At 60.9% G+C, this 25,158-nt stretch carries 22 protein-coding genes; 12 read left to right on the plus strand and 10 right to left on the minus strand.

Annotated features, from left to right (window positions below; translation table 11 throughout):
- Positions 1-46: 46 nt before the first annotated feature.
- Entirely contained in the window at positions 47-997 is a 951-nt protein-coding gene (locus ACW9JE_RS10200; protein ID WP_457432661.1) for a homoserine kinase, read from the minus strand.
- A 57-nt stretch (positions 998-1,054) separates the two neighbouring features.
- Positions 1,055-1,345: a DUF2782 domain-containing protein gene (locus ACW9JE_RS10205; protein ID WP_457432662.1), complete on the minus strand. Its 291-nt coding sequence runs from the start codon at positions 1,343-1,345 to the stop codon at positions 1,055-1,057.
- Between the two features lie 74 nt (positions 1,346-1,419).
- Between ACW9JE_RS10205 and polA the strand changes: the two genes are divergently transcribed.
- Complete coding sequence (gene polA / locus ACW9JE_RS10210; protein ID WP_457432663.1) at positions 1,420-4,236, plus strand: DNA polymerase I; 2,817 nt, start codon at positions 1,420-1,422, stop codon at positions 4,234-4,236.
- A gap of 404 nt (positions 4,237-4,640) precedes the next feature.
- On the opposite strand, the gene yihA is transcribed toward polA, so the two are convergent.
- Positions 4,641-5,285, minus strand: coding sequence for a ribosome biogenesis GTP-binding protein YihA/YsxC (gene yihA / locus ACW9JE_RS10215; RefSeq protein WP_457432664.1), 645 nt, complete (start codon positions 5,283-5,285; stop codon positions 4,641-4,643).
- Between the two features lie 191 nt (positions 5,286-5,476).
- On the opposite strand from yihA, the gene ACW9JE_RS10220 reads away from it, so the two are divergent.
- The 7 genes from ACW9JE_RS10220 to ACW9JE_RS10250 all read left to right on the plus strand — a co-directional run bounded on the left by ACW9JE_RS10220 (position 5,477) and on the right by ACW9JE_RS10250 (position 12,767).
- Positions 5,477-5,767 carry a c-type cytochrome gene (locus ACW9JE_RS10220; protein ID WP_224538917.1) on the plus strand — a complete coding sequence of 97 codons (291 nt, stop codon included), beginning with the start codon at positions 5,477-5,479 and terminating at the stop codon, positions 5,765-5,767.
- A gap of 45 nt (positions 5,768-5,812) precedes the next feature.
- Positions 5,813-6,442: a c-type cytochrome gene (locus ACW9JE_RS10225; protein WP_224538919.1), complete on the plus strand. Its 630-nt coding sequence runs from the start codon at positions 5,813-5,815 to the stop codon at positions 6,440-6,442.
- Positions 6,443-6,642: 200 nt separating this feature from the next.
- The gene (gene dsbA / locus ACW9JE_RS10230; RefSeq protein WP_457432665.1) at positions 6,643-7,284 is read left to right on the plus strand and encodes a thiol:disulfide interchange protein DsbA; all 642 of its coding nucleotides are present in this window, start codon (positions 6,643-6,645) and stop codon (positions 7,282-7,284) included.
- A gap of 15 nt (positions 7,285-7,299) precedes the next feature.
- The gene (locus ACW9JE_RS10235) at positions 7,300-8,178 is read left to right on the plus strand and encodes an endonuclease/exonuclease/phosphatase family protein (protein ID WP_457432666.1); all 879 of its coding nucleotides are present in this window, start codon (positions 7,300-7,302) and stop codon (positions 8,176-8,178) included.
- The gene (locus ACW9JE_RS10240; RefSeq protein WP_457432667.1) at positions 8,175-10,190 is read left to right on the plus strand and encodes a diguanylate cyclase; all 2,016 of its coding nucleotides are present in this window, start codon (positions 8,175-8,177) and stop codon (positions 10,188-10,190) included. Before ACW9JE_RS10235 ends, ACW9JE_RS10240 begins: the two co-directional genes overlap by 4 nt.
- Positions 10,191-10,289: 99 nt before the next feature.
- Positions 10,290-11,072 carry an N-acetylmuramoyl-L-alanine amidase gene (locus tag ACW9JE_RS10245; RefSeq protein ID WP_457432668.1) on the plus strand — a complete coding sequence of 261 codons (783 nt, stop codon included), beginning with the start codon at positions 10,290-10,292 and terminating at the stop codon, positions 11,070-11,072.
- A gap of 81 nt (positions 11,073-11,153) precedes the next feature.
- Positions 11,154-12,767, plus strand: a complete 1,614-nt coding sequence (locus ACW9JE_RS10250) for an EAL domain-containing protein (RefSeq protein ID WP_457432669.1) — start codon at positions 11,154-11,156, stop codon at positions 12,765-12,767.
- Between the two features lie 6 nt (positions 12,768-12,773).
- Here the strand turns inward: ACW9JE_RS10250 and ACW9JE_RS10255 are convergent, their stop codons facing one another.
- The gene (locus ACW9JE_RS10255; protein ID WP_224538930.1) at positions 12,774-14,564 is read right to left on the minus strand and encodes a KinB sensor domain-containing domain; all 1,791 of its coding nucleotides are present in this window, start codon (positions 14,562-14,564) and stop codon (positions 12,774-12,776) included.
- Between the two features lie 10 nt (positions 14,565-14,574).
- Positions 14,575-15,921, minus strand: a complete 1,347-nt coding sequence (gene algB / locus ACW9JE_RS10260; protein WP_457432670.1) for a sigma-54-dependent response regulator transcription factor AlgB — start codon at positions 15,919-15,921, stop codon at positions 14,575-14,577.
- 434 nt (positions 15,922-16,355) lie between these two features.
- On the opposite strand from algB, the gene ACW9JE_RS10265 reads away from it, so the two are divergent.
- From ACW9JE_RS10265 to ACW9JE_RS10280, 4 genes are all read left to right on the plus strand, one after another.
- Positions 16,356-16,643, plus strand: coding sequence for a hypothetical protein (locus tag ACW9JE_RS10265; RefSeq protein WP_457432671.1), 288 nt, complete (start codon positions 16,356-16,358; stop codon positions 16,641-16,643).
- 89 nt (positions 16,644-16,732) lie between these two features.
- The gene (locus tag ACW9JE_RS10270) at positions 16,733-16,894 is read left to right on the plus strand and encodes a DUF1328 domain-containing protein (protein WP_175375735.1); all 162 of its coding nucleotides are present in this window, start codon (positions 16,733-16,735) and stop codon (positions 16,892-16,894) included.
- A gap of 770 nt (positions 16,895-17,664) precedes the next feature.
- Positions 17,665-18,996: a glutamate/aspartate:proton symporter GltP gene (gene gltP, locus ACW9JE_RS10275; protein WP_457432672.1), complete on the plus strand. Its 1,332-nt coding sequence runs from the start codon at positions 17,665-17,667 to the stop codon at positions 18,994-18,996.
- Positions 18,997-19,207: 211 nt separating this feature from the next.
- The gene (locus ACW9JE_RS10280; protein ID WP_224538940.1) at positions 19,208-20,437 is read left to right on the plus strand and encodes a nucleoside recognition domain-containing protein; all 1,230 of its coding nucleotides are present in this window, start codon (positions 19,208-19,210) and stop codon (positions 20,435-20,437) included.
- 117 nt (positions 20,438-20,554) lie between these two features.
- Here the strand turns inward: ACW9JE_RS10280 and ACW9JE_RS10285 are convergent, their stop codons facing one another.
- The 5 genes from ACW9JE_RS10285 to ACW9JE_RS10305 are packed head-to-tail and all read right to left on the minus strand — an operon-like array spanning position 20,555 to position 25,142.
- Positions 20,555-21,175 (minus strand): ABC-type transport auxiliary lipoprotein family protein, encoded by a 621-nt coding sequence (locus ACW9JE_RS10285; RefSeq protein WP_457432673.1) that lies wholly within the window; start codon positions 21,173-21,175, stop codon positions 20,555-20,557.
- Entirely contained in the window at positions 21,172-22,110 is a 939-nt protein-coding gene (locus tag ACW9JE_RS10290; RefSeq protein ID WP_224541890.1) for an MlaD family protein, read from the minus strand. Before ACW9JE_RS10290 ends, ACW9JE_RS10285 begins: the two co-directional genes overlap by 4 nt.
- Position 22,111: 1 nt before the next feature.
- Positions 22,112-22,915 (minus strand): ABC transporter ATP-binding protein, encoded by an 804-nt coding sequence (locus ACW9JE_RS10295; RefSeq protein WP_224541888.1) that lies wholly within the window; start codon positions 22,913-22,915, stop codon positions 22,112-22,114.
- Complete coding sequence (locus ACW9JE_RS10300; protein ID WP_224541886.1) at positions 22,912-24,060, minus strand: ABC transporter permease; 1,149 nt, start codon at positions 24,058-24,060, stop codon at positions 22,912-22,914. The genes ACW9JE_RS10295 and ACW9JE_RS10300 overlap by 4 nt, the downstream gene beginning before the upstream one ends.
- Before the next feature lie 53 nt (positions 24,061-24,113).
- Positions 24,114-25,142, minus strand: a complete 1,029-nt coding sequence (locus ACW9JE_RS10305; RefSeq protein WP_224541884.1) for a DUF5924 family protein — start codon at positions 25,140-25,142, stop codon at positions 24,114-24,116.
- Positions 25,143-25,158: the final 16 nt, after the last annotated feature.

Below are 25,158 nucleotides of genomic sequence, written 5' to 3' on the forward strand. Positions count from 1 at the left end.
TACAGATCAACTGAATCTGTAGGAGCGAGGCTTGCCCGCGAAGCTTTTAAAGGGCAAACGGCAACGGCGTATTAACGATCTGCCGCTGCGCCAACCGCAACTGAAACTCCATCGGATCGTGAATCAACACGTCCTGCCCGGCAAACGACTCCGCCGCGATCAGACGCGACAACCAGAACCGCACACAAGCCACCCGCAGCATGGTCGGCCACAGCTCGGCTTCGGCGGCGGTGAACGGCCGCAGCGCCGCGTAAGCACCCAGCAGCGCCCGCGCCCGTTGCCCGTCGATCAGGCCGTCGTCGTCCGAACACCAGTCATTCAGGGCAATCGCCACGTCGTAGAGCATCGGCCCCGAGCAGGCGTTGTAGAAGTCGATCAGGCCGGTCAGGTGCGTGCCTTCGAACATCGCGTTGTCGCGGAACAGGTCCGCGTGGATGTTGGCCCTTGGCAGAGCAAGGATTTTCTCTTTCTGGATAGTTATTTCTTCCAGCGCCTTTTGCAGCAGCTCTTTCTGTTCGGCTTCGAGGTGCGAGAGAAACTGCGTGCCCTCCTCCAACATCCAGTCCAGGCCGCGATCGGTCTTGCGCTTGATCATGTTGGCCTGGGTCGCCAAGTGCAGATGCGCCAGCAATTCGCCGACCTGGGTGCAGTGCTGGGCATTGGCTTGCTTGATGTGCTTGCCGGCCAGGCGCGGTTGCAGCAAAGCAGGCTTGCCCGCCAGTTCCCGCAGCGCCACGCCATCGGTGGTGCGCAGTGCGTAAGGCACCGGCAGGTCGGCCTCGTGCAGCACATCGAGCAACTCGATGAAGAACGGCATCTCCTGGACCGGGCCGCGCTCGACCAGGGTCAGGACGAACTCGCCCTGTTCAAGGCTGATAAAGAAATTGGTGTTTTCACTACCGGCGGCGATCCCCTGGAAATCAAGCAGGCGGCCAAGGCCATAAGGGGCGAGAAAGGTTTCCAGCTCGGGCCGAGCCAGGGGGGTGAACACAGACATGTTTAAGCTGCCAGTACGGGCGCCGCTCGTGAGCCGGCGCCAATTGAAATTAGGAAACTATTTCCACTCAAAGATCTTCCACGACGGAATCAGCATATCCGGCTGATCCGAGCGGATGAAATTACCGTCCGATCCATCGGCGCGCACCAGAAAGTACGGCTTGCCGCCCTTCGGCGTGACCTGAATGGCGTACAGGAAGCCATTCTGGCGGTATTCCTTGATCGTGTTGTCGCCTTCCGTGCGAATGGTTACATCCGGTTCCGGTGACGGCGCATCGTCCGCCGCCATCACCGCCAATGGTGTGATTGCAAACATCCCAGCCAGCAACAGGCGATTTAGTGTGCGCATGATAACCTTGTCCCTTTGTCGTCAACGGTCCCGCTATTCTAGCGCCGGACCCGCCGAAAAGGTTGATCGTGCTCATGAGCCAAGCCCCCCTCGTCCTGGTGGACGGTTCTTCTTACCTGTATCGCGCCTTCTTCGCACTGCCACCGCTGACCACCTCCAAAGGTCTGCCGACAGGAGCGGTCAAAGGTGTGCTGAACATGCTCAAGAGTCTGCGCAAGCAGTATCCGGACAGCCCCTTTGCCGTGGTGTTCGACGCCAAGGGCGGAACCTTCCGCGATGAAATGTACGCCGAGTACAAGGCCAATCGCCCGAGCATGCCCGACGACATGCGCGTGCAGATCCAGCCGCTGCACGACAGCGTCAAGGCCCTGGGCTTCCCGCTGCTGTGCGTCGAAGGCGTCGAAGCCGACGACGTGATCGGCACCCTGGCGCGCAGCAGCGCCGCGGCTGACCGCCCGGTGATCATCTCCACCGGCGACAAGGACATGGCGCAGCTGGTCGATGGCCACATTACCTTGGTCAACACCATGACCGGTAGCAGCATGGACGTGGAGGGCGTGAAGGAGAAATACGGTGTCGCTCCCGAGCAGATCATCGATTACCTGGCGCTCATGGGCGACTCTTCCGACAACATCCCGGGCGTTCCCGGCATCGGCCCGAAGACCGCGTCCGGCCTGCTGGTGGGCGTCAACGGTGGCCTGACCGAGCTGTACGCGCAGCTGGACATCGTCCCGACCCTGCCGATTCGCGGGGCGAAAACCCTGCCGGCCAAGCTTGAAGAGCACAAGGAAATGGCCTTCCTGTCCTACGCGCTGGCGACCATCAAGGTCGACGTGCCGCTGGACATCGAACTCGATGACCTGCAGATGGGCCCGGAAGACCAGGCCAAGCTGACCGAACTCTACAACCTGCTCGAATTCAAGAGCTGGCTGAACGACCTGCAACGCGATGCCAAGCGCGTGGAACTGGGTGCGGCCGCCGAGCCTGCACCGGCAATGGATCTGTTCAGCGCCGCCGAAGCCGTGGCGGAAGCGCCAGAGCCAGTACCAACGGCTGAAACCCGCTACGAGACCATCCTCGATCAGGCGCGTTTCGACGTCTGGCTGGAAAAGCTGAACAACGCCAAGCTGTTCGCCTTCGACACCGAAACCACCGGCATCGACGCGCAACAGGCGCAACTGGTGGGCGTGTCGTTCGCCGTGCAGACCAACGAAGCGGCCTACGTTCCGCTGACCCATTCCTATATCGGCGTGCCCCAGCAGCTGGACCGCGACACCGTCCTGCGCGCGCTCAAGCCGATTCTGGAAGACCCGAACAAGCTCAAGGTCGGCCAGCACGCCAAGTTCGACATGAACATCCTGGCCAACTGCGCCATCGGCGGCGATCAGGCCAACGGCATCACCGTGCGCGGCATCGCCTTCGACACCATGCTCGAATCCTACGTACTCAACTCCACCGCCACCCGTCACGACATGGACAGCCTGGCGCTGAAGTACCTGGATCACACCACGGTGAGTTTCCAGGACATCGCCGGCAAAGGCGTGAAGCAGCTGACGTTCGATCAGATTGCCCTCGAGCAGGCCGGCCCCTACGCCGCCGAAGACGCCGACATCACCCTGCGCCTGCACGAAGCGCTGTTCGACAAGCTCAGCGCCATTCCGAGCCTGGCCAGCGTACTGACCGACATCGAAATCCCGCTGGTGCCAGTGCTGGCGCGCATCGAGCGCCAGGGTGCGTTCGTCGATGCCGCGCTGCTCGGCGTGCAGAGCATCGAACTGGGCGACAAGATGGTCGCGCTGGAGCGTGAAGCCTTCGAAATTGCCGGTGAAGAGTTCAACCTCGGCTCGCCCAAGCAACTGGGCGTGATTCTCTACGAGAAACTCGGCCTGCCGGTGCTGAAGAAAACCGCCAAGGGCCAGCCGTCCACCGCCGAAGAAGTGCTGGCCAAGCTCGCAGAGGAAGACTACCGACTGCCCAAGGTGCTGATGGAATACCGTTCCATGAGCAAGCTGAAAAGCACCTACACCGATCGCCTGCCGGAGCAGATCAACCCACGCACCGGGCGTATCCACACCTCCTATCACCAGGCGGTGGCGTCCACCGGGCGTCTGTCCTCCAGCGATCCGAACCTGCAGAACATTCCGGTGCGCACTGCTGAAGGACGGCGTATCCGCCAGGCCTTCGTGGCACCGACCGGCTACAAGCTGCTGGCAGCGGACTACTCGCAGATCGAACTGCGGATCATGGCGCACCTGTCCCGGGACGAAGGCCTGATGAATGCCTTCCGCAACGATCTGGACGTGCACACCGCCACCGCCGCCGAAGTGTTCAAGGTCGAACTGGCCGACGTGACCTCCGATCAGCGTCGCAGCGCCAAGGCGATCAACTTCGGCCTGATCTACGGCATGGGCGCGCAGAAACTCGGCAAGGACATCGGCGTCGACACCAAGACCGCCAAGGCCTACATCGACACCTATTTCGCCCGCTATCCAGGTGTGCGCCAGTACATGGACCGCACCCGCGCCCAGGCGGCGGAACAGGGTTATGTGGAAACCTTCTTCGGCCGTCGCCTGTACCTGCCGGAGATCAACTCCAACAAGCCGCAGGAGCGCGCCGCCGCCGAGCGTACGGCTATCAACGCGCCGATGCAGGGTACGGCTGCCGACATCATCAAGAAAGCCATGGTGGCTGTGGATAACTGGCTGACGTCCTCCGGGCTCGACGCCAAAGTCATCCTGCAGGTGCACGACGAATTGGTGCTGGAGGTGCGTGAAGATTTGGTCGACCAGATTCGCGAGGAAATTCGCGGTTACATGAGTGGCGCGGCCAAACTGGACGTTCCATTACTGGTCGAAGTCGGCGTTGGCAACAATTGGGATGAGGCTCACTAAGCCGTCTGTCGGCTAGTTTTGAGGTACGGGCGTACCCGCAAGGGGGCGCCCGTCGAGCTCAACGGAAGGTATATGCCCTTGCGAGGCCCGGAATCAGGGGGTTCCGCTGCGGCATAGTGCCGCGGATGAAAATCGAATAGCGCTCAGTCCGGAAAGTTTGCGGAACTTTTCCAAAGGCGCTGAAAAAAAATCTGAACTAATCTGAAGAAACACCACTCAGAGATACTGAATGGCTGGTGAAGCCCTTCGATGCTCCTATGTTGTGTTAAGTGTTGGCAGATATCTGGACCCCGCCCTAGCGGTCTAGAACTTGAACCCCGGAACTTCCCCCTCCCCATAGAAGTCCGGGGTTTTTTTTGCCTGCAGAAAACTGCCCGCGGCGCACCGCAGACAGTTCCCGAACCTTACTGCGCCTCTGCCTCAGCGCCCTTGTCCGCCAATTCCATCCAGTCCGCCAACACAGTGTAGGCCTCTTCCAGCCCCATGCGCTTGGGCGCCGAGAACAACTGGATGGTCACGGCTTCGCCCCAACCCTTGCGAATCTCCGACTGAACCTTGAGCAGCGTGTTCTTGGCCGCGCCATAGGTCAGCTTGTCGGCCTTGGTCAGCAGAATGTGCATCGGCATACCGCTGGCGATGGCCCAGTCGAGCATCAGGCGGTCGAAGTCGGTCATCGGGTGACGGATGTCCATCATCAGAATCAGACCCTTCAGACTCTCGCGGCTGCCCAGGTACGCCTCAAGGTGACGCTGCCAGTGCTGCTTGAGCGGAATAGGGACTTTTGCGTAACCGTAGCCCGGAAGGTCGACCAGACGGCGTTCATCGTCTAGCTTGAAGAAATTCAACAGTTGCGTGCGCCCCGGCGTTTTCGAGGTACGCGCCAGGCTGGCATGGGTCAGGGTGTTCAAAGCACTGGACTTGCCGGCGTTGGAACGCCCGGCGAAGGCGACTTCGAAACCTTCGTCATCCGGACATTGGTCGACTTTGGCGGCGCTGAGCATGAAGGTGGACTGTTGGCACAGACCGAGGATGGGATTCTTGAGTTGCATGGGATTTCCGATGTGGGCGGCGCCTGGAATGGGCGCGGCAAGCGGTGTCGCTTCCGTTTCAGTGACGCCAGTATATAATGCCGCAGATTTTGTGTGCGCTTTGTCCCAGCGTAGGACGAAGTTCACGAGAGCGACAGACCTTGATTGCGCACTAGAACGCAGAACGCTCTCAACCCTGAAAAGGTCGTTTTATGACGAAATGGCTGCTGGCTGCCGGACTTCTGATGCCGCTTTACAGCGCTCAGGCTACACAGGATCCGGAAGCCGTGTACAACCGTGTTTGTGGTGCCTGTCATTCCGGCCAACTCCCCATGGCGCCCCGCAAGGGCGATCAGGAAGCTTGGACGCCGAGGTTGGCGAAAGGTATGGAGACGCTGGTGCAACACGTGACCCAGGGTTTCAAGGCGATGCCGCCGCGTGGTTTGTGCATGGACTGCAGTGCCGAGGATTACCGAGCCATCATCCAGTGGATGAGCGAGTAAACCCGGTCCATAACTCTTAACCCTTAGCCGTAGTTGGATTAGCTGATGAACAAACTGATCGTGAGTCTGCTGTTGACCGTGGGGATCTCCGGCGCTGCCTATGCCGCAGGTGAGCCAGTCAAACCTGGTGACGCCGCCGCAGGCCAGGCCAAAGCCGCCGTATGTGGCGCCTGCCATGGCCCGGATGGCAACAGCATGGCGCCAAACTTTCCGAAACTGGCCGGCCAGGGTGAACGTTACCTGACCAAGCAGCTGCACGACATCAAGTCGGGCAAGCGCACCGTTCTGGAAATGACCGGCCTGCTGACCAACCTGAGCGATCAGGACCTGGCGGACCTCGCCGCCTACTTCGCCAGCCAGAAGGGCAGCGTCGGCGCCGCCGATCCGAAGATCGTCGCTCGCGGCGAAGCACTCTTCCGTGGAGGTGACCTGGCCAAGGGCATGCCGGCCTGCACCGGTTGCCACTCGCCAAACGGCGCGGGCAACGCCGCTGCCGGCTTCCCGCACCTGGGTGGCCAACACGCTCAATACGTTGCCAAGCAACTGACCGATTTCCGCAAGGAAGAAGGTGGCCGGAACAACGACGGCGACACTAAACCAATGCAAAGTATTGCCAAGAAGATGAGCGATGAAGACATCGCCGCAGTCTCCAGTTACATTCAGGGCCTGCACTAAGACTGGTGAATCGGGCGCGGCGCGAAGCAGGCAACTCCTGCAACGTTAACGCTCGATTAATCCGTGGTGGCAAGTATAAAAAGGGTGGCTTTGGCCGCCCTTTTTTGTGGCCGCTGCCGTTACACTAAAGAACTCGGCCCCGCTCAGACCTGTCTGAAATCAGGTCGCGCGAGTCGATAAAATTTGCTCAGGAGTAAAGCATGCGTAATCTGATCATCAGCGCCGCACTGGTCGCTGCCAGCCTGTTCGGCATGACCGCCCAGGCCGCCGAAACCCCCACTGCCCCTTACGTTGAACTGAGCAATCCGGTTCCGGTTGCCGTTCCAGGCAAGATCGAAGTGGTGGAGCTGTTCTGGTATGGCTGCCCGCACTGCTACGCCTTCGAACCGGTGATCAACCCATGGGTCGAGAAGCTGCCTTCTGACGTCAACTTCGTCCGCATCCCTGCCATGTTCGGCGGCCCGTGGAACGCACACGGCCAGATGTTCCTGACCCTGGAAGCCATGGGTGTGGAGCACAAGGTCCACGCCGCGGTGTTCGAAGCCATCCAGAAGCAACACATGAAGCTGACCGACAAGAATGACATGGCTGACTTCCTGGCAACCCAGGGCGTCGACAAGGACAAGTTCCTGGCTACCTTCGACTCCTTCGCCATCAAGGGCCAGATCGTCAAGGCCACTGACCTGGCCAAGAAATATGAAATTACTGGCGTCCCGACCCTGATCGTCAACGGCAAATACCGCTTTGACGTAGGCTCTGCCGGCGGCGCTCAAGAAGCCCTGCAACTGGCCGACAAACTGATCGACAAAGAGCGAGCAGCCAACAAGGCGGCCTCCAACTAAAAGGCTTTACCCACCATGCGCCGCTGGGGAAGTGAACGCAGCGTTGGCCGGCATGATCCGCGGGTCAACGAGCATCATCTGCAATCGACGGGCCTGCCTGAAGACAGCCGTCTGCGTTTGCTCAGTTTCAATATCCAGGTCGGCATCAGTACCGAACGTTATCGGCATTACCTGACCCGGGGTTGGCAACATCTGTTGCCGCACACCGGGCGTGCCGACAACCTGCAGAAAATCGGCAGCCTGCTCGGCGACTTCGATCTGGTCGCTCTGCAGGAAGCCGACGGCGGCAGCCTGCGCACGGGCTACGTCAATCAAGTCGAACACCTGGCCCAGCTCGGCGCCTTCCCCTACTGGTATCAGCAACTCAATCGCAATCTCGGACGCTTCGCCCAGCACAGCAATGGCGTGCTGAGCCGCCTGCGGCCGTGGGCGATCGAGGATCATCCGTTGCCGGGGCCGAAGGGTCGCGGGGCAATTCTGGTGCGCTTCGGCGAAGGCGAAGATGCCCTGGTGGTGGTGATGATGCACCTGGCGCTCGGCGCACGGACCCGCAGCCTGCAGCTGGCCTACATCCGCGAATTGATTGGCGGCTACAAGCATCAGGTGCTGATGGGTGACATGAACACCCATGCCAGTGACCTGCTGCAAAACTCTCCGTTGCGTGACCTCGGCCTGTTGGCCCCGCAACTGGAAGCGACATTCCCCAGCTGGCGCCCCCAGCGCTGCCTGGATCACATCCTGTTGAGCCCGAGCCTGACGCTGGAAAAGGTCGAGGTGCTGGCCCAACCCATTTCCGATCACCTGCCGGTCGCGGTAGAGATTCGTCTGCCGGGTTCGCTCACGGCCGATGCATTGCCCGCGTTGAGTCCTACCCTTCGCGGAACCCCTGAATGAGCGACGACGCCCAGCGCTGGAAAGAGAAATACCTCAAAAGCATCGAACAACAGGAAAAGCTCGAACGTCGCTGGGACGCCCGTCTCGACTTGCTGCGCCGTGGTCTGGTGCGCAGCACCCTGGCGGCCGAAGGCACTGACCGCGCCGTCGATCAATGCATGAAGGAAATGCGCGAAGTCGTGCGCACCGACGACATGGACGCCGGCCTTGCCGCCCTGATCCCGCGCCTGGAAAAAGCCGTGCTCGACTCCGAGCAGCGCCGGGAAACCCGGATCAACCAGACCAGCGCCGCCCTGACCGCGCTGGTCACCCAGTTGCAAACCCTACCCCTGCCTCGGGATGTCAGCCGCCCGCTGAAGAATTTTGCCAAGCAGCTGGATAACCGGGTCAGCCAGGCTCGCGAGATGCCATTGTTGCTCAGTGAGCTCAGCGGCTTGCAGGGCAAGGCCCTGAGTCAGCTGGAAGCAACGCCGGAGCCCGACCGCCCCAGCCTGTTGCAACGGCTGTTCGGTCACCGTGAAGCCGACGAAGCAGCGCCGCTAACCACTCCGAGCGCCGAGCAGCCTCCAGCCCATCCGGTGGAAACGTCACGCGCGCCGGTTGAAGTTGAGCTGCACTTCGAAACTCAGGAGCCGACAGCTGTGGCTGCCGAGCCACAAAGCACGCCTGTGCCGGCTGCTCCAGCCATTGATTCAATTGCCCCAGCCATTGAGTCGACAGAGGCACAACCAGATCCCGCCGCGCTGACGGAAGCAGAACCTGCGACCGATGAATCCAAGGTTGCTGAAACAGTCGTCGAGGCTCCCGCGGATCTGATCGAACCGACCACCAACCCCGACGAGCTGACTCACATCGAGCCTGCCGAGCCGCTGCCCGCCGAGCAGCCAGCCGAGCAGCCAGCCGACGAGCCCGAACAACCGCCGGCACCCGACGTCCTCTATGCCCTGCCCGATTCCCCCGAGCCGTCCTACAGCTCGGTGGCCAAGCACATCGAAGAGACATTGCTGGGCCTGCTCGACGACCTGGCGATCCCCGAGCGCCATCGCCCGCAAGCCGAGTCGATGCGCTACCGCCTGCAAAACGGTCTGAACTGGTACGAACTGCTGCCGATCCTCGACGATCTGGCCACCTTGATGCTGGCGATCGCAGGCAGCGGCCAGCATGAGTTCGAAACCTACCTGCAGCATCTGAACGAACGCCTCGCGTCGTTCCAGAGCAATCTGCAAGCCGCCAGCGCCGGCCATGCCGACAACAGCTCCGCCGCCCAGGCCATGGACACGCAGATTCGCGAGCAAGTCGACGGCATGCAGAGCAGCATGCATGAAGCGTCCAACCTGGAAGATCTCAAGGTGGTGCTGGAAAACCATCTTGAAGGCTTGCTCGGCACCATGGATCGTCATCGCCAGCAGCGCGACGAGCGCGAGCAGGAAGTCGCGGCCCGCCTCAACGGCCTGGCCGAACGGGTGGCGCACATGGAGCAGGAGGCCCTGGGCTTCCGTGAGCATCTGGAAGAACAGCGTCAGAAAGCCTTGATCGATCCGCTCACCGGTCTGCCCAACCGCGCCGCCTGGAGCGAGCGACTGGAGCATGAAATCAGCCAGTGGCAACAGCACGGCAATACGTTGCTGCTGGCCATGCTCGACCTCGACCACTTCAAGCGCATCAACGATAACTACGGGCACCTGGCCGGTGACAAGGTGCTGAAAATCATCGCCACGGTGCTGCGCAAGCGTCTGCGCGGGACCGATTTCATTGCCCGGTTTGGCGGTGAGGAATTTGTTCTGCTGATGCCGTCGACGGTGCCGGCGTCGGGGATGAAATTGCTGGAACAGCTGCGCGCGTCGATTGAAGCCTGCCCTTTTCATTTCAAGGGCGAGCCGGTCACCGTTACCATCTCCATGGGTCTGACGGCGTTCAGAGCGGGAGAATGCGGCGATGTTGTAATCAAAAGAGCCGATCAGGCGCTGTACCGCGCGAAAAATGCCGGGCGCAATCGCGTGGAACTGGGCTGAGGCGCAGCGCCGCATATGTTTAAAACTTTGTGAATGCCCGCCGCACGCAAGGCAGTACGTTACACTGTTGCATTACTGCCTTGCGTGTATTGTCCAGCCATGAAATTTTCCGCGTTCATCATCATGTCACTGTTGCTTCTGGCCGGTTGCGCCAGCGGCCCTCGCTACGACACCAGTCACCCTTCCGCCAATCACGACAGCCGCATCCAGTTCATCGTGTTGCATTACACCTCCGCCTCCCAGGAGCGTTCGCTGCAATTGCTGACCCATGGTGAAGTCAGCAGCCATTACCTGATCGGCGACGACAAGAAGGCGACCATCTTCAAGCTGATGGACGAAAACCAGCGCGCCTGGCACGCCGGAGAAAGCCAGTGGCAAGGCAGGACCTGGCTGAATTCCAGCTCCATCGGCATCGAAATCGTCAATCCGGGATTCAAGGACACTCCGACCGGACGCCTCTGGTACCCCTATAGCGAAGCGCAGGTGGAGTCCTTGATCGTGCTGCTCAAGGACATCAGCACGCGCTACACCATCAGCCCGCGCAGCATCATTGGCCACAGCGACATCGCACCCTTGCGCAAACTCGATCCCGGACCGCTGTTCCCGTGGAAGCGTCTGGCGGCGGCAGGTTTCGGCATCTGGCCCAACGAGCAGGCCGTGGCGCGCCAGCAGTTACAATTTGAAGCACAGCCGCCGAGCATCAGTTGGTATCAGGCGCAGTTGGCCCGCTTCGGTTACGAGATTGCGCAGACCGGCGAACTTGATGTCGCTACACGCCACGTAATCGCAGCATTCCAGATGCATTTCCGGCCTTCACGCTTCGACGGCACGCCGGATGCGCAAACAGCAGCCATGCTGCTGGTGTTGAATCAGACAAAATAAATAGCGACGGCCGCCCGACGGTCCGCGCGCCATCGCGATTCAGCAGCTATAACTCATTGGTAATTCGCCGGATATCCCACGATGCCTGCTGCCAGAGAGACATTCCGTAGTTGGTTCTATCGCCCCTGGTTTCTGGCGATGATGGCGGCTGTCCTGAGCGCAACCATGTTGATGGCGGGCAGTTTTTTCATCGCCCTGCACCAGATCCAGCAGAATGAAAGCCAGGAAATGAACGCCCAGGGCGAGCGATTTCTCGCCCGCCTTGAGCAACTGTTCGGACAATTGCGCGAAAGCCTCGACGACCTGGAAGCCCAACCATTGCGTGGTTGCGATGACGAGATGATCGCGACCTTGCAGCAGGTCACCTTCAACTACCGCTTCGTTTACGAAGCCGCGTACATGGATTCCTCGCGCATCTGCTCCAACCGACCGCGCCAGGAAGGGTTGTCGCTGATACGCCCACCCGACATCAAAGGCCCCACCTACAGCTACTGGCTCAACACCACCCTGGAACCCGATGAAAACCGCGCCGCCCTGATGCTCGGGCGCGGCAATTTTCGGGTTGCCACTTCTCGCGGGCATTTGACCGACATGGTCGACTTGTCACCCGGCAGCAGCCTGCTGGTGGTACTGGACCGCGGCACCCGGGCGATTCCCGTATTGGGTGCCTCGCAAGTATGGCCGCCGTCCGAGCATTGGCCGCCGAAAAGCCGGGATGCCCTGCAAGTCACGCAGAAACGTCTGATCTATCGCATGCCCACCGATAACCCGGAGTACCAGTTGGTGCTGATCAGCCCGCGCGGCAGCACCCACATTCCGCTGATGTGGTGGTGGCTGCTGCCGGTGTGCCTGAGTCTGTCCTTCTGCGTGGGGTTCCTGGTGTTCCTGCTGGTGCGTCAGCGCCAGTCCCTGGATGCTGAATTGACCGGCGCCATCCGCCGCGGCGAATTGCAGGTCCTGTATCAGCCGATCTTCGATCTCGACAGCCGCAACTGCGTCGGCGCCGAAGCCTTGCTGCGCTGGCGACGACCGGACGGCACCCTGACCAGTCCCGACCTGTTCATCCCGATGGCTGAGAACACCGGACAGATCCGGCAGATGACCGACTTCGTCCTGCAACGCCTGCTCGAGCAGCTGGGGCAGCTGTTACGGGCCAATCCGCAGCTGTACATCTCGGTCAACCTGGCCGCGTGCGACGTTATGGTGCCGCGCATCGGCCAGGTCATGGCGCGCTTGCTGACCCTGCATCGGGTCGCCGCCCGGCAAATCGCCTTCGAGGTTACCGAGCGCGGGCTGATCGACGTGGTGGTGGCCCGGGAAAACCTGCAGGCGCTGCGCGATGTCGGCCATCAGGTGCTGATCGACGATTTCGGCACCGGCTATTGCAGCCTCGCTTACCTGCAAACCCTGCCGGTGGATTGCCTGAAGATCGACAAGGCTTTCATCGATGCGCTGGGGCATGACGCGGCCAGCAGTGGTGTCGCTCCGCACATCATTCATATGGCGCAGTCGCTGCATTTGAAGGTGATCGCCGAAGGCATCGAGCATGAAGCCCAGGCAGAACTGCTGAGCAGTGAAGGGGTGAAGTTCGGTCAGGGCTGGTTGTTCGCCCACGCCTTGAGCGCCGTGCAGTTCATCGAACTGATTACCCGTGGCCGCCGGTTTGCCAGCCGACGTCTGGACGATGAAGCCTGAAACGCGCTACACGGTCAGCGCCATGTAGAACTGCGTGCCCTGCCCCGGCCGCGAATAAACCCCCATCCGCCCGCCGTGCAACTGCACGATTTCCTTGCACAGCGCCAGGCCGAGCCCGGCTCCGCCTTTCTTCCGGCCGACCTGCACGAAAGGCTCGAAGATCCTTCCCTGCTGCCCGTATGCAATGCCCTCGCCGTTATCTTCGACGCTGATGATCACCCGATCGCCATGGCGTCGGGCCTGCAGGCGGATCAGACCGCCGGCGGCGGTATGGCGCAGAGCGTTGTCGATCAGGTTATCGAGCACCCGGTCCAGTTGTGGCTGATCGGCCTGCAGACGCGGCAGCGGGCCCTGCACTTCCACCAGCAGCTCGATGCCCTTGAGTTCGGCATCTTCGGTAAAGCGCGTCTGCGCCTGCTCCAGCAATTCGTCGATGGAACACGGCGCGAGGCTGAGCTTCTGCAGGCCGTTCTGGTAGCGCGAGAAGTTCAGCAGGTCGTTGATCAATTGCATCAGGCGCTGCATTTCTTCATTCACAGTATCCAGCAGATCGGCTTCACGGGAATCCGGGTCGAAACGCGCACGCTCACGGAACAGGCCGAACGCCATGTGCATGCCGGTGACCGGCGTGCGCAACTCGTGGGAAGCGCGCAGCACGAACTCGCTGCGTACCCGCTCGAAGGCGCGTTGCTCGGTGACGTCATGCAGCACCATTACCGCGCCAAGCACCTGTCCTTGAGTGTGCACGACAGGCGTCAGGCTGAAAGTCAGGACACGGGTTTCGCCATCGACCTCGATGGTCAAATCTTCCGGGGGACGCTCCAGGGTGCCGCCACGCAGCACCATCTGCAGTTGCTCATCGAGTTCGGGACGTTGCAAGGCCACATCCAGCGCCTGCCCGACTCGATCGGCCTCCCAGCCCAATTGACGCTGGGCCACCGGGTTGAGGTGTTCCAGACGCCCCTGGCGATCGATCATCAGCAGGCCGTCGTCGATGCTGTCCAGCACCGCCTGCAAGCGCTGCTGACCGGCCAGCAGTTCATCGACATTGGTGGCCTGATGCTCGCGCAAGGCCTCGGCCATGATGCCGAAGCGGCGGGTCAGTTGGTTCAGTTCAGACGCCGAGGACACCGGCAGCGTGACGTCGAAATTGCCCTGTCCGATATCGTCCGCGGCCCGCGCCAGTGCCTCGATGGGCCCGCCGAAACGCCGGGCGATGGCATGGGCGGTGGCGAATCCGATGATCAAGACCGCCAACCCGACCAGCCCCAGCAGACCGGCGATCAGCAAGGCCCGCTCCCGGGCACGACGCTCGGTATCGCTGATGCCGTCCAGGGCACGCTTGTGCTCGGCAATCAGGCCGTTGCGCAGCGCATTGAATCTTTTCGTGAGTTCGTCGTTGCCGCTGAGCACCTGAGTGGGATCGGGCGATGCTTCGTACGCCTTGATGAAACTCAGGTAGTCGGTCTTGGCTTTCTGGAATCCATAGCCGTTGCCCTCGCTCTCCGGCTCTTGGGCGATGCCCTCTTCCAACAACTTCAAATATTGCTGTTTGGACGCCTCGAAGGCAGAAGAGTCCGGTTTTTCGCTGAGCATCACGAGTAACTGATCGCCCAGCGTCTGGCGCAATTTGAGACCGATATCCAAGGTGACGAAGTTATTGCGCACCAGCGCTTCCTGGGTGCCAGCCATCTGCATCACGCTGACCAGCCCGAGCAACAGGCCGAGCAGCGCGACGGTGATCAGCGCGGAAATGCTCAGGAACAGCCGGGTCCGCAACTTCATCGCCAGTTTCATTGGCGGCGGCTCACAAGTTGTACTGTTTGCGTTTGCGGTACAGCGTCGATGCATCGATGCCTAAAGTCTTGGCCGCCTGATCCAGCGTGCCGGCGGTGGCGAGGACGGCACCGATATGGGCTTTCTCCAGTTCATCCAGGCTCAGGGCAGCGCCGATGCGCGGTGCGTTGTTGACCGGCGTTTCCGCCATCCCCAGGTGACTGATCTCAACCTTCTCCTGCGCACAGATGATGCTCGCGCGCTCGACCACATTGCGCAGCTCACGGATGTTCCCTGGCCAGCGATAACCCAACAGCGCTTCGCGGGCCTCTTCACTGAAACCCCGGGCCGGGCGCGCGTACTCTTTGACGAAACGCGCGAGGAAGCGATCGGCCAGGTTCAGGATGTCTTCCCTGCGTTCGCGCAGCGGCGGCAGGTGCAGGGTGATGACGTTCAGGCGATAGAGCAGGTCCTCACGGAAACGGCCATCGCGGACCATGTCTTCGAGGTTCTGGTTGGTGGCCGCAAGGATGCGCACGTCGGCGCGGCGGGTGACCGGGTCACCGACCCGTTCATATTCCTTGTCCTGGATGAATCGCAGCAATTTTGGTTGCAAAACCAGCGGAAAATCGCCGATTTCGTCAAGAAACAGCGTCCCGCCATCGGCCTGATTTACCCGTCCGAGGGTACTTTCGCTGGCGCCGGTAAACGCGCCACGGCTATGGCCGAACAGTTCGCTTTCCATCAGTTCGGCGGTCAGCGACGGGCAGTTGATGGTGATGCAGGACTTCTTCGCGCGTTTGCTCCAGCCGTGAATGGCCTGGGACAACTCACCTTTACCAGTGCCGGACTCGCCGAGGATAAGAATGTTGGCGTCGGTGTTGGCGACCTGGCGGGCGGTTTCCAGCACCACCTTCATCGCCGGGCTGTGGGAGTCCAAACCGTCCTTGGGTTTGCGCACTTCGCCTTCCAGCGCTTCCAGGCGCGCCGATAACTGTCGCACTTCCAGTTGTTTGGCCGTGGCCAGCCGCAGTTGATCCGGGCTGCAGGGCTTGACCAGGTAGTCGGCGGCACCGGCCTGAATGGCATCGACAGCGGTGTCCACCGCCGAGTGCGCGGTGACGATCACCACGCGCATCCACGGCGCCTGAACACGCATCTGAGCCAGCACGTCGAGGCCGTTGTCCTCGCCCAGGCGCAAATCGAGGAAACACAGATCGAACACCTGACGTTGCAGCAGCACGTCGGCCTGAGCGGCGCTGTTGGCGGTTGCCACGCTATAGCCTTCGTCTTCGAGGCAATAACGGAAAGTACGCAGGATGGCGGACTCATCATCCACCAGAAGAATACGGCCCTGATGTTCCGTGGCTGATTCCATTTTCCTACGCTCCTTAATGAATGGTCTTGGTTTAGTCCCGGAAAAATCGGGCAAGTTGCATGGTTCATTCTGATCCATTCCTGCGCCGACAGGATAGTCATCTCCCGCCACGCCGGTTTGGATCCCGATTCCACGAGCCTTTAATAGATAGACACTTATCAAACGCCCAACCGCATCTTTTTCTGACAGCAGCGCCCTGCTCGCAATTCAAAAATATTGCGACGACAGCGCAGGTGATCGTGCATTACGCACGACCGCGAAAAGCCGCATCGTGCAGGATGCGTCCGAAGGTCAATTCGACACCAATATAACTTATTGATTTATATAGATTTTTTATTAGAAAAAAACTGGCACGCAGGCTGCAATAACTCAAATATCGCAGGGCAATAACAAAGCGCCCTCAACCTAATACCCAAAGTGGGAGGAGCTTCAGGATGAATCGCCAACGTGCCACCCAATTGCGGCTGTCGCCCTTGTACCTACAGCAAGGTCTGTTTGCCGTATTGGCGCTGCTGATCACCTTGATTGCAGGTCAGCAATTTTTGCGCTGGGAACAGAGCCAGCAGCAGGAAGGGCCAAGCGTGTCGTTTCAGCACCCGACCCAAACCCACTTCAGCGCCGCAAGAAGCGGCATGGAAGACACTCATTCGATGCGAATGATGGATGTCGACCAACACCAGACGATGGATGAATCGCCTCGTCAGGAACGCTGGGTTTTCTAGGTTCACACACCTGGCGCATTCCATACGCCAGGCCTCTAAGTAAAGAAACGCAGCACCTCTAAATAAAGAAAAGCGTAAGGAGAATCACCATGTTGAGCTGGGCAATTACATTCTTGATCATTGCCATCGTCGCTGCCGTACTGGGCTTCGGTGGTATCGCGGGCACCGCCACGGGTATCGCCAAGATTCTCTTTGTCGTGTTCCTGGTGATGTTCATTGCTTCCTTCTTCTTTGGTCGCCGTCGCGGCTGACGAATGAACTTGTTCGAGTCGAGTTGATCTATCCGCCGTCCGGACGGAATCCGGATACATGACTAAGAAAGAGGCACCACGCTTCTTTCCCAGTGCGCCCACCCGAGGAAGGCAGGCGCATGACCAGGGGGTCGGGACGTTCTGCCTGTTTCAGGGGCGGAGTGACCTACGGGTACAGGGAGTACCTGCGAAAGGACCAGGTCAGGAAAAGCTGCGACGCAAGTTCGTTGATCACTCATGAATCGACGAACTTGCGGAGAGCTTATAAACGCAAAGCGCTGGATTAGAGCTATCTATCGGTTTGTTGCCGAACCCCGACATCACCCTTCCTTCATCTACTGGAAATCTCCTTTCCAGCTTCTCCATTGCGACCGTATATCGAGAAAAGACTGCGTAACCGCGGGGGAATTTTGTCGCGCCCGCTGTAGGATTTTCCCGAAATTTACGCCTCACGCGCCTGATCAGAAAATACTCAATTAGCGCTGTAATGGCCGGTTCACGGCACCTATGTCTGCCGAAATGTCGTATTCGAACCGATTGCGACGTCGCTTTCAGCTAAAAGACCTCATGCCGATTCGGCATAGGGTAGTCATTTACGGCATTAGACGTCGCTTCCTTGCATCGGAATAGTTGCGCCTTTTTTCGCCTGCCAGAGAGCCAGAACAAGCGCTCCGGGGCTCCTTATACGGGGGCGGTTGCACTCGACTTTTTCGCCAAAAGCGAAGCTGCTCGAGCCACTGTCCGAGTCAAACTGAAGTAAGGGTAAAGATATGAAGAAGGCAAAGCTTAGCCTCGCCTGGCAGATCCTCATCGGTCTGGTGTTGGGGATTGCAATCGGTGCGCTGCTCAACCATTTCAGTGCCGAGAAAGCCTGGTGGATCAGCAACGTTCTGCAACCGGCAGGCGATATCTTTATCCGTCTGATCAAGATGATCGTGATCCCGATCGTGATCTCCTCGCTGATCGTCGGCATTGCCGGCGTCGGTGACGCGAAAAAACTCGGCAGCATCGGCCTGAAGACGATCATCTACTTCGAGATCGTCACTACCATCGCCATCGTCGTCGGGCTGGTGCTCGCCAATGTGTTCCACCCGGGCTCGGGCATCGACATGAGCACCCTGGGTACTGTGGACATCTCCAAGTACAAGGCGACGGCGGCTGAGGTTCAGCACGAACACGCCTTCATCGAAACCATCCTCAATCTGATCCCATCCAACATTTTCGCGGCCATTGCCCGCGGCGAAATGCTGCCGATCATTTTCTTCTCGGTGCTGTTCGGCCTCGGTCTGTCGAGCCTCAAGCCCGAGTTGCGCGAGCCGCTGGTAACGATGTTCCAGGGCGTATCGGAAGCCATGTTCAAGGTCACCCACATGATCATGAACTACGCCCCTATCGGCGTTTTCGCCTTGATCGCGGTGACCGTGGCCAACTTCGGCTTCGCTTCCCTGCTGCCGCTGGCGAAACTGGTGATCCTGGTTTACTTCGCCATCGCTTTCTTCGCCTTCATGGTGCTGGGCCTGATCGCTCGCCTGTTCGGCTTCTCGGTGATCAAGCTGATGCGCATCTTCAAGGATGAGCTGGTGCTGGCCTACTCCACCGCTTCCTCCGAAACCGTACTGCCGCGCGTGATCGAGAAGATGGAAGCCTACGGTGCGCCGAAAGCCATCTGCAGCTTCGTGGTACCGACCGGTTATTCCTTCAACCTCGACGGTTCGACCCTGTACCAGAGCATCGCGGCCATCTTCATCGCCCAGTTGTACGGCATCGACCTGTCGATCAGCCAGCAACTGCTGCTGGTGCTGACTCTGATGGTTACCTCCAAAGGCATCGCCGGCGTTCCGGGCGTGTCCTTCGTGGTCCTGCTCGCCACCCTGGGCAGCGTGGGCATCCCGCTGGAAGGCCTGGCGTTCATCGCCGGTGTCGACCGCATCATGGACATGGCGCGTACCGCACTGAACGTGATCGGCAACGCCCTGGCGGTACTGGTTATCGCGCGCTGGGAAGGCATGTACGACGAGGCCAAGGGCCAGCGCTACTGGAACTCCCTGCCGCACTGGCGCAGCAAGGAAAAGCTGCCGGCGGGTGAAGTGTCCAAAAACTGACACAGCACCCTGTGGGAGCGGGCTTGCTCGCGAAGAGGTCGGCACATTCAACATCTGCGCTGACTGACACACCGCTTTCGCGAGCAAGCCCGCTCCCACAATAGATCCAGGCCAGCCCTCAGAGCTGCCCCCACAAACCCCGGACAAATCCGGGGTTTGTCGTTTCTGGCCACCCCGCTATCATTCGCGCATCTTTTGGGGGATTTGACTGATGCTCAATGGCCTGTGGCTTGGCTTCTTCATCGTGGCCGCCGTGTCGGCGCTGGTGCAATGGCTGGTGGGCGGTAACGCCGGGATCTTCGCGGCGATGGTGGAAAGCATCTTCGCCATGGCCAAGCTGTCGGTCGAAGTGATGGTGCTGCTGTTCGGCACCCTCACCCTCTGGCTGGGCTTTCTGCGCATCGCCGAGAAAGCCGGGATCGTCGAATGGCTGGCCAAGGTCCTGGGTCCGCTGTTCCTGCGCCTGATGCCGGAGGTTCCACCCGGCCACCCCGCCATCGGCCTGATCACCCTCAACTTCGCCGCCAACGGCCTGGGCCTGGACAACGCCGCCACGCCAATCGGCTTGAAGGCGATGAAGGCGCTGCAAGAGCTGAACCCCAGCGACACCATCGCCAGCAACGCGCAGATCCTGTTCCTGGTGCTCAACGCCTCCTCGCTGACCCTGCTGCCGGTGACGATCTTCATGTACCGCGCCCAGCAAGGTGCGCCCGACCCGACCCTGGTGTTCCTGCCGATCCTGCTGGCCACCAGCTGCTCGACCATCGTCGGTTTTCTCGCCGTGGCCTTCATGCAACGCCTGCGGGTCTGGGACCCGGTGGTGCTGGCCTATCTAATTCCCGGCGCCCTGCTGCTTGGCGGCTTCATGGCGCTGCTGGGCACCATGTCGGCGACCGCGCTGGCCGGATTGTCGTCGATCCTCGGCAATCTGACGCTGTTCGGGCTGATCATGCTGTTTCTGATTATCGGCGCGATGCGCAAGGTGAAGGTCTACGAGGCCTTCGTCGAAGGCGCCAAAGAAGGCTTCGACGTGGCGAAGAATCTGCTGCCGTATCTGGTGGCGATGCTCTGCGCCGTGGGCGTGCTCCGGGCGTCCGGTGCCCTGGATTTCGGCCTCGACGGGATTCGTCATCTGGTGGAATGGGCCGGCTGGGATACGCGTTTCGTCGACGCGCTGCCGACCGCGATGGTCAAGCCGTTCTCCGGCAGCGCCGCCCGGGCGATGCTGATCGAGACCATGAAGACTTCAGGCGTGGACAGCTTCCCGGCGCTGGTGGCGGCGACGATTCAGGGCAGTACCGAAACTACCTTTTATGTGCTGGCGGTTTATTTCGGCGCGGTGGGTATCCAACGGGCAAGGCATGCGGTGGGGTGTGCGTTGCTGGCCGAGTTGGCGGGTGTGCTTGGCGCTATTGGCGTTTGCTACTGGTTCTTCGGCTAACCAACAATCCTTGTGGGAGCGGGCTTGCTCGCGAATGCGGTGGGTCAGGCAACATTGATGTCGACTGACACTCCGTCTTCGCGAGCAAGCCCGCTCCCACAGGGGGGATCATCGTGTTCAGGGTCTTGGTGGCGGCGCGACTTTCTGGCCTTGCTCCACCGCCCACGCCACTACCTGCGCCGTCAACTGATCACTGGCCTGCCCAAACCCCGCAACCACCGCCGGCACCTTCACATCGCTCAACGGCTGGCGCACTTCAAAGCGGTGGCTGGCGAGCAGTCGCTGGTCATAGCCACGCACCAGCAGTGCATCGAACCGCACGACGACACTGGCGGCCGTGCCCTGATACTCGGTCTGAAACGCCTGCAGGCTACCGCCCAGCTCCAGGTCCGCCTGGAAATTACTGTCGTCGGTACTGAGCAGCGTCACCCGGCCATCGCGCTGGAACCCATCCAGCAGACGATTGCGCAGCAGCACCGGCGCCGGGTCGCTCCAGCGCGAACCCTTGTAGCTGCTGATCACATCGCCCTGGGGAATGACCGCAATATTCGGGCTGTTCAACGCCTCGCTGGCCTGGGGTTTGTTCAGACGCAGCGACCAACGCTGCACCGTTCCATGACTGGCGCTGCTTTGCGCCGCCGGCAACCGATACAGATTGAACGGCTCGGGCTCGGGCAGGATCGAGCAGGCGCCCATCAACGTGAAGCTGGCGAGTAGGGCAAGGCGGGTCAGCTTCATGGGGTGAATTCCTTGTGCTTGTCACTGCCCAGCAGGTAACCGCTGGGGTCGGCTTCCAGACGATTGGAGATCGCCCGCAGCGAGGTCAGGGTTTCGCGCAGCTCCCGTATCGCCGGGGCCAGGCCATTGAGGCCCTGCATCCCGCTGTTGAGCGAGTCCTGATTGGTGGTGAGCAGCTGGTTGATCGTCGCACTGCTCTGTTCCAGCGACTTCATCGCCTGACGGGCGCTGCCGAACATTTCCTTGCCCTGATCGTTGAGCAGGCCGTTGGCGTTGCGCATCAGCGCCGAGGTCTGTTCCATCATGGTGCTGGCCTGTTTGCCCACCGACGCCAACTGCTGCATGGCCGCCCGGATATCGCCCCGTTGTTCGGCAATGACTCCGGTGGTTTTTTCCAAGTGATCGAGGGTCTTGCTGATGCGTTCGATGTTTTCGGTGGAGAACATCATGTTGGCGTTGTGCATCAGCACGTTCACGCCGGCAATCAGGTCATTGCTGTCGGTAAGCAGGCGGGCGATGGGCGAGGGCGCGGCGATGATGGTCGGCAGGTTGCCGTCCTTGCCCTTGAGCGTCGGGCTCTGTGGCGTACCGCCGCTGAGCTGGATGATCGAGGTGCCGGTCACCCCGGTCAGCGCCAGCTTGGCCTGGGTGTCTTCCTTGACCGGCGTGTCGCCGGCCAGGCGAATCCGCGCCAGCACCCGACGCGGGTCTTTCGGGTCCAGGCGCAGCTGGATCACATCGCCGACTTTGATACCGCTGTACGCCACGGAGCTGCCGCGGGACAGACCACTGACCGCTTCGTTGAACACCACTTCGTAGTCCTTGAACTCGGTGTCGACGCTGGATTTGGCCAGGAACAGGCCGAAGAGCAGGGCGCCCGCCACCACAATCACGGTGAACAGGCCGATCAATACATGATGGGCTCGGGTTTCCACGTCAGACCTCGTTGAGCTGTTGGGCGGCTGTCAGTGCCGCGCGGCCGCGAGGGCCATGGAAGTATTCGTGAATCCACGCGTCGTCGGTTTCCGAGACGACATCGATGGCATCGGCCACCAGCACCTTTTTCTGCGCCAGCACCGCCACCCGATCGGTGATGGTGTAGAGGGTGTCGAGGTCGTGGGTCACCAGGAAAACGCTCAGACCCAGTGAATCGCGCAGGGTCAGGATCAATTGATCGAAAGCGGCGGCACCGATCGGGTCGAGGCCGGCGGTGGGTTCGTCGAGAAACAGGATGTCCGGATCCAGCGCCAGGGCCCGCGCCAGCGCCGCGCGCTTGATCATGCCGCCAGACAGCGAGGCGGGGTACTTGTCCGCCGCCGACAGCGGCAGTCCGGCCAGGGCCATTTTCACGGCCGCCAGGTGCTCGGCATCATCACGGCTCAGACCGGCGTGCTCGATGAGGGGCAGGGCGACGTTCTCGGTCACGGTCAACGAAGAGAACAGGGCGCCTTTCTGGAACAGCACGCCGAAGCGCCGTTCCACCAGCGAGCGCTCGTGTTCGGACAGGCTCGGCAGGTTCTTGCCGAAGACCCTCACCTCACCCTCGCTGGGCTGACGCAGGCCGACGATGCTGCGCAACAGCACCGACTTGCCGCTGCCGGAACCACCGACAACCGCAAGGATCTCGCCCTTGTACAGGTCCAGGTCGAGGTTCTCGTGCACGCTCTGGCGGCCGAAGCGATTGCATAGCCCACGGACTTCGATCACCGCCTCGGCGGGGGCTCTGTGTAGACGACTCACCAGCTGATCTCCATGAAAAACATCGCGGCCACGGCGTCGAGCACGATCACCACGAAAATCGACTGCACCACGCTGGAGGTGGTGTGCGCGCCGACGGACTCGGCGCTGCCGCTGACCTTGAAGCCTTCCAGACAGCCGATGGCGGCGATCAGGAAGGCGAACACCGGCGCTTTGACCATCCCCACCAGGAAGTGCTGAACGCCGATGTCCTGTTGCAGCAGCGACAGGAACATCGCCGGCGAGATATCCAGCGACACCGCGCAGACCACGCCGCCGCCGACGATCCCCGCGACCATCGCCAGGAACGTCAGCATCGGCAACGCGATCAGCAGGGCCAGGACCCGTGGCACCACCAGCAACTCCATCGGGTCCAGGCCCAGGGTGCGGATGGCGTCGATTTCTTCGTTGGCTTTCATCGAGCCTATCTGCGCGGTAAAGGCACTGGCGGTGCGCCCGGCCATCAGGATCGCGGTCAGCAGTACGGCGAATTCACGCAGGAAGGAGAACGCCACCAGATCCACGGTAAACACCGTGGCGCCGAAATTGGCCAGCACCGTCGCCCCGAGAAACGCCACCACGGCGCCCACCAGAAAGGTCAGCAGGGCGACGATGGGCGCGGCGTCCAGGCCGGTCTGTTCGATGTGCGCGACCATCGCCGTGACCCGCCAGCATTTGGGGCGAAACAGTCCGCGCAGGATGGTTTCCAGGATCAGACCGACGAAGCCCAGCAGTTGCAGGGTGTCCTGCCAGACCGTGTCCACGGCGCGACCGATGCGGGTCAGCAATTGAATGCCGACGTTGATTTCCGGTTCCTTGATCGGCACGCAGAAGTCGGTCAGCGAACGGTAGACCGTCTGCAACAAGGCACGGTCGGCGGCAGAGATGGTGCAATCGGGATGTTCGGCGGAGCGCCCCAAACGCTCGGAACCCAACAGCTCCACCAACAATGAAGCCCCGGCAGTATCCAAGGCGCCGAGGCCGTTGAGGTCGATGCGGGTGTTGGCGTCGTATTGGCCTTCGAGCTTCTCGCTCAGGTGCTTGAGGTCGGCGTAATGGGCGAGCGTCCAGTCCCCCGTCACCCGGATCTGAGGTGGGGAGAGCGAGGTGTCCAGTCGGGCATTGCCGGCCACTGCGTTACTGCTCATAAGCTCCGTGCTTTCAAATGATTACGCGAATCTACGTAATAGCACGAACCCGGTTACTTTTCTTTGGTCGGTGTGCTGTCCGTGATATCAAAACGCAGCACGCCGATGACCTGACCGTCTTCAGTCAACACCCGGACCTGCCACTTGCCCGCCGGGTTGCCGGGGAAGTTCTGCTTGTGGGTCCAGGCACGGTAGCCTTCCTTGCGCCCGCCGTGGATATCCAGGGCGATGCGATCCACCTCTTTGCCGTTGAACTGCCAGACGTGATAGATCCGCTCGTTGAGACCGCGCGGGGCATTGATCGCGGTGTAGGCATACAGGCCATCGCCGCGGATCTGCGCGACGCTGACTTCGTCCAGGCTCTTGCCCGGCGTGCGATCCTGGACCTGAGTGCTGATGGCCACGTCGGTCATCCACAGGGTGGCCGGCGGCACCCAGGAACGCAGCACCCAGCCCACGCCGCCGATGCCGACGGTGATGCTGAGGATCGCCAGGGCATTGCGCACGGTGCGGATCGGGAAGATCGACGCCAGGCTTGGGAAGGACAACAACACGGCGATGCCCAGCGCCCACTTGAAGCTCTGCGAGGTGGTCAGGTGCATGATCACCGGCAACGCGGTGAGGAGGGCGGCGAACAGGGTCAGGGTATGCAGCGCCAGGAACGCCCAGCGCCGTGGCGCCAGCCATTTGTAGTACAGGGGATCGATGATGGAAATCAGCGCAGCGATGCCCAGCAGGCCAGTGAAAAACAGCTGGCCGCTGTTCCAGGTGGTGGTGATGAAAAAGAACGGCAGGACGAAAAACAGGCTTTCCTGATGGATCATCTGCGTCGCGTAGCGCAGCAGCGGCTGGGGAATCTCGCGCTTGAAGATCCGGGCGAACAGCTTGGTCAGGCTGTTTTCCAGCATCAGCCAGACCCAGCTGATAAGCATGATGGTGGTGATCCAGCTCGCCAGCCCCTGTTGGCGATCCACCAGAATGAAGCTGCCGACCCCGGAGACAAAACCGCCAAGCGCGATGACCCCGGGGTAGCGCTTCATCAGTTCGAGGATGCGCTGTACGAAAAGGGTCAGGTTCTGCATTCGGCGGTTCACATCA

This window comes from Pseudomonas sp. SDO55104_S430, assembly GCF_054070595.1.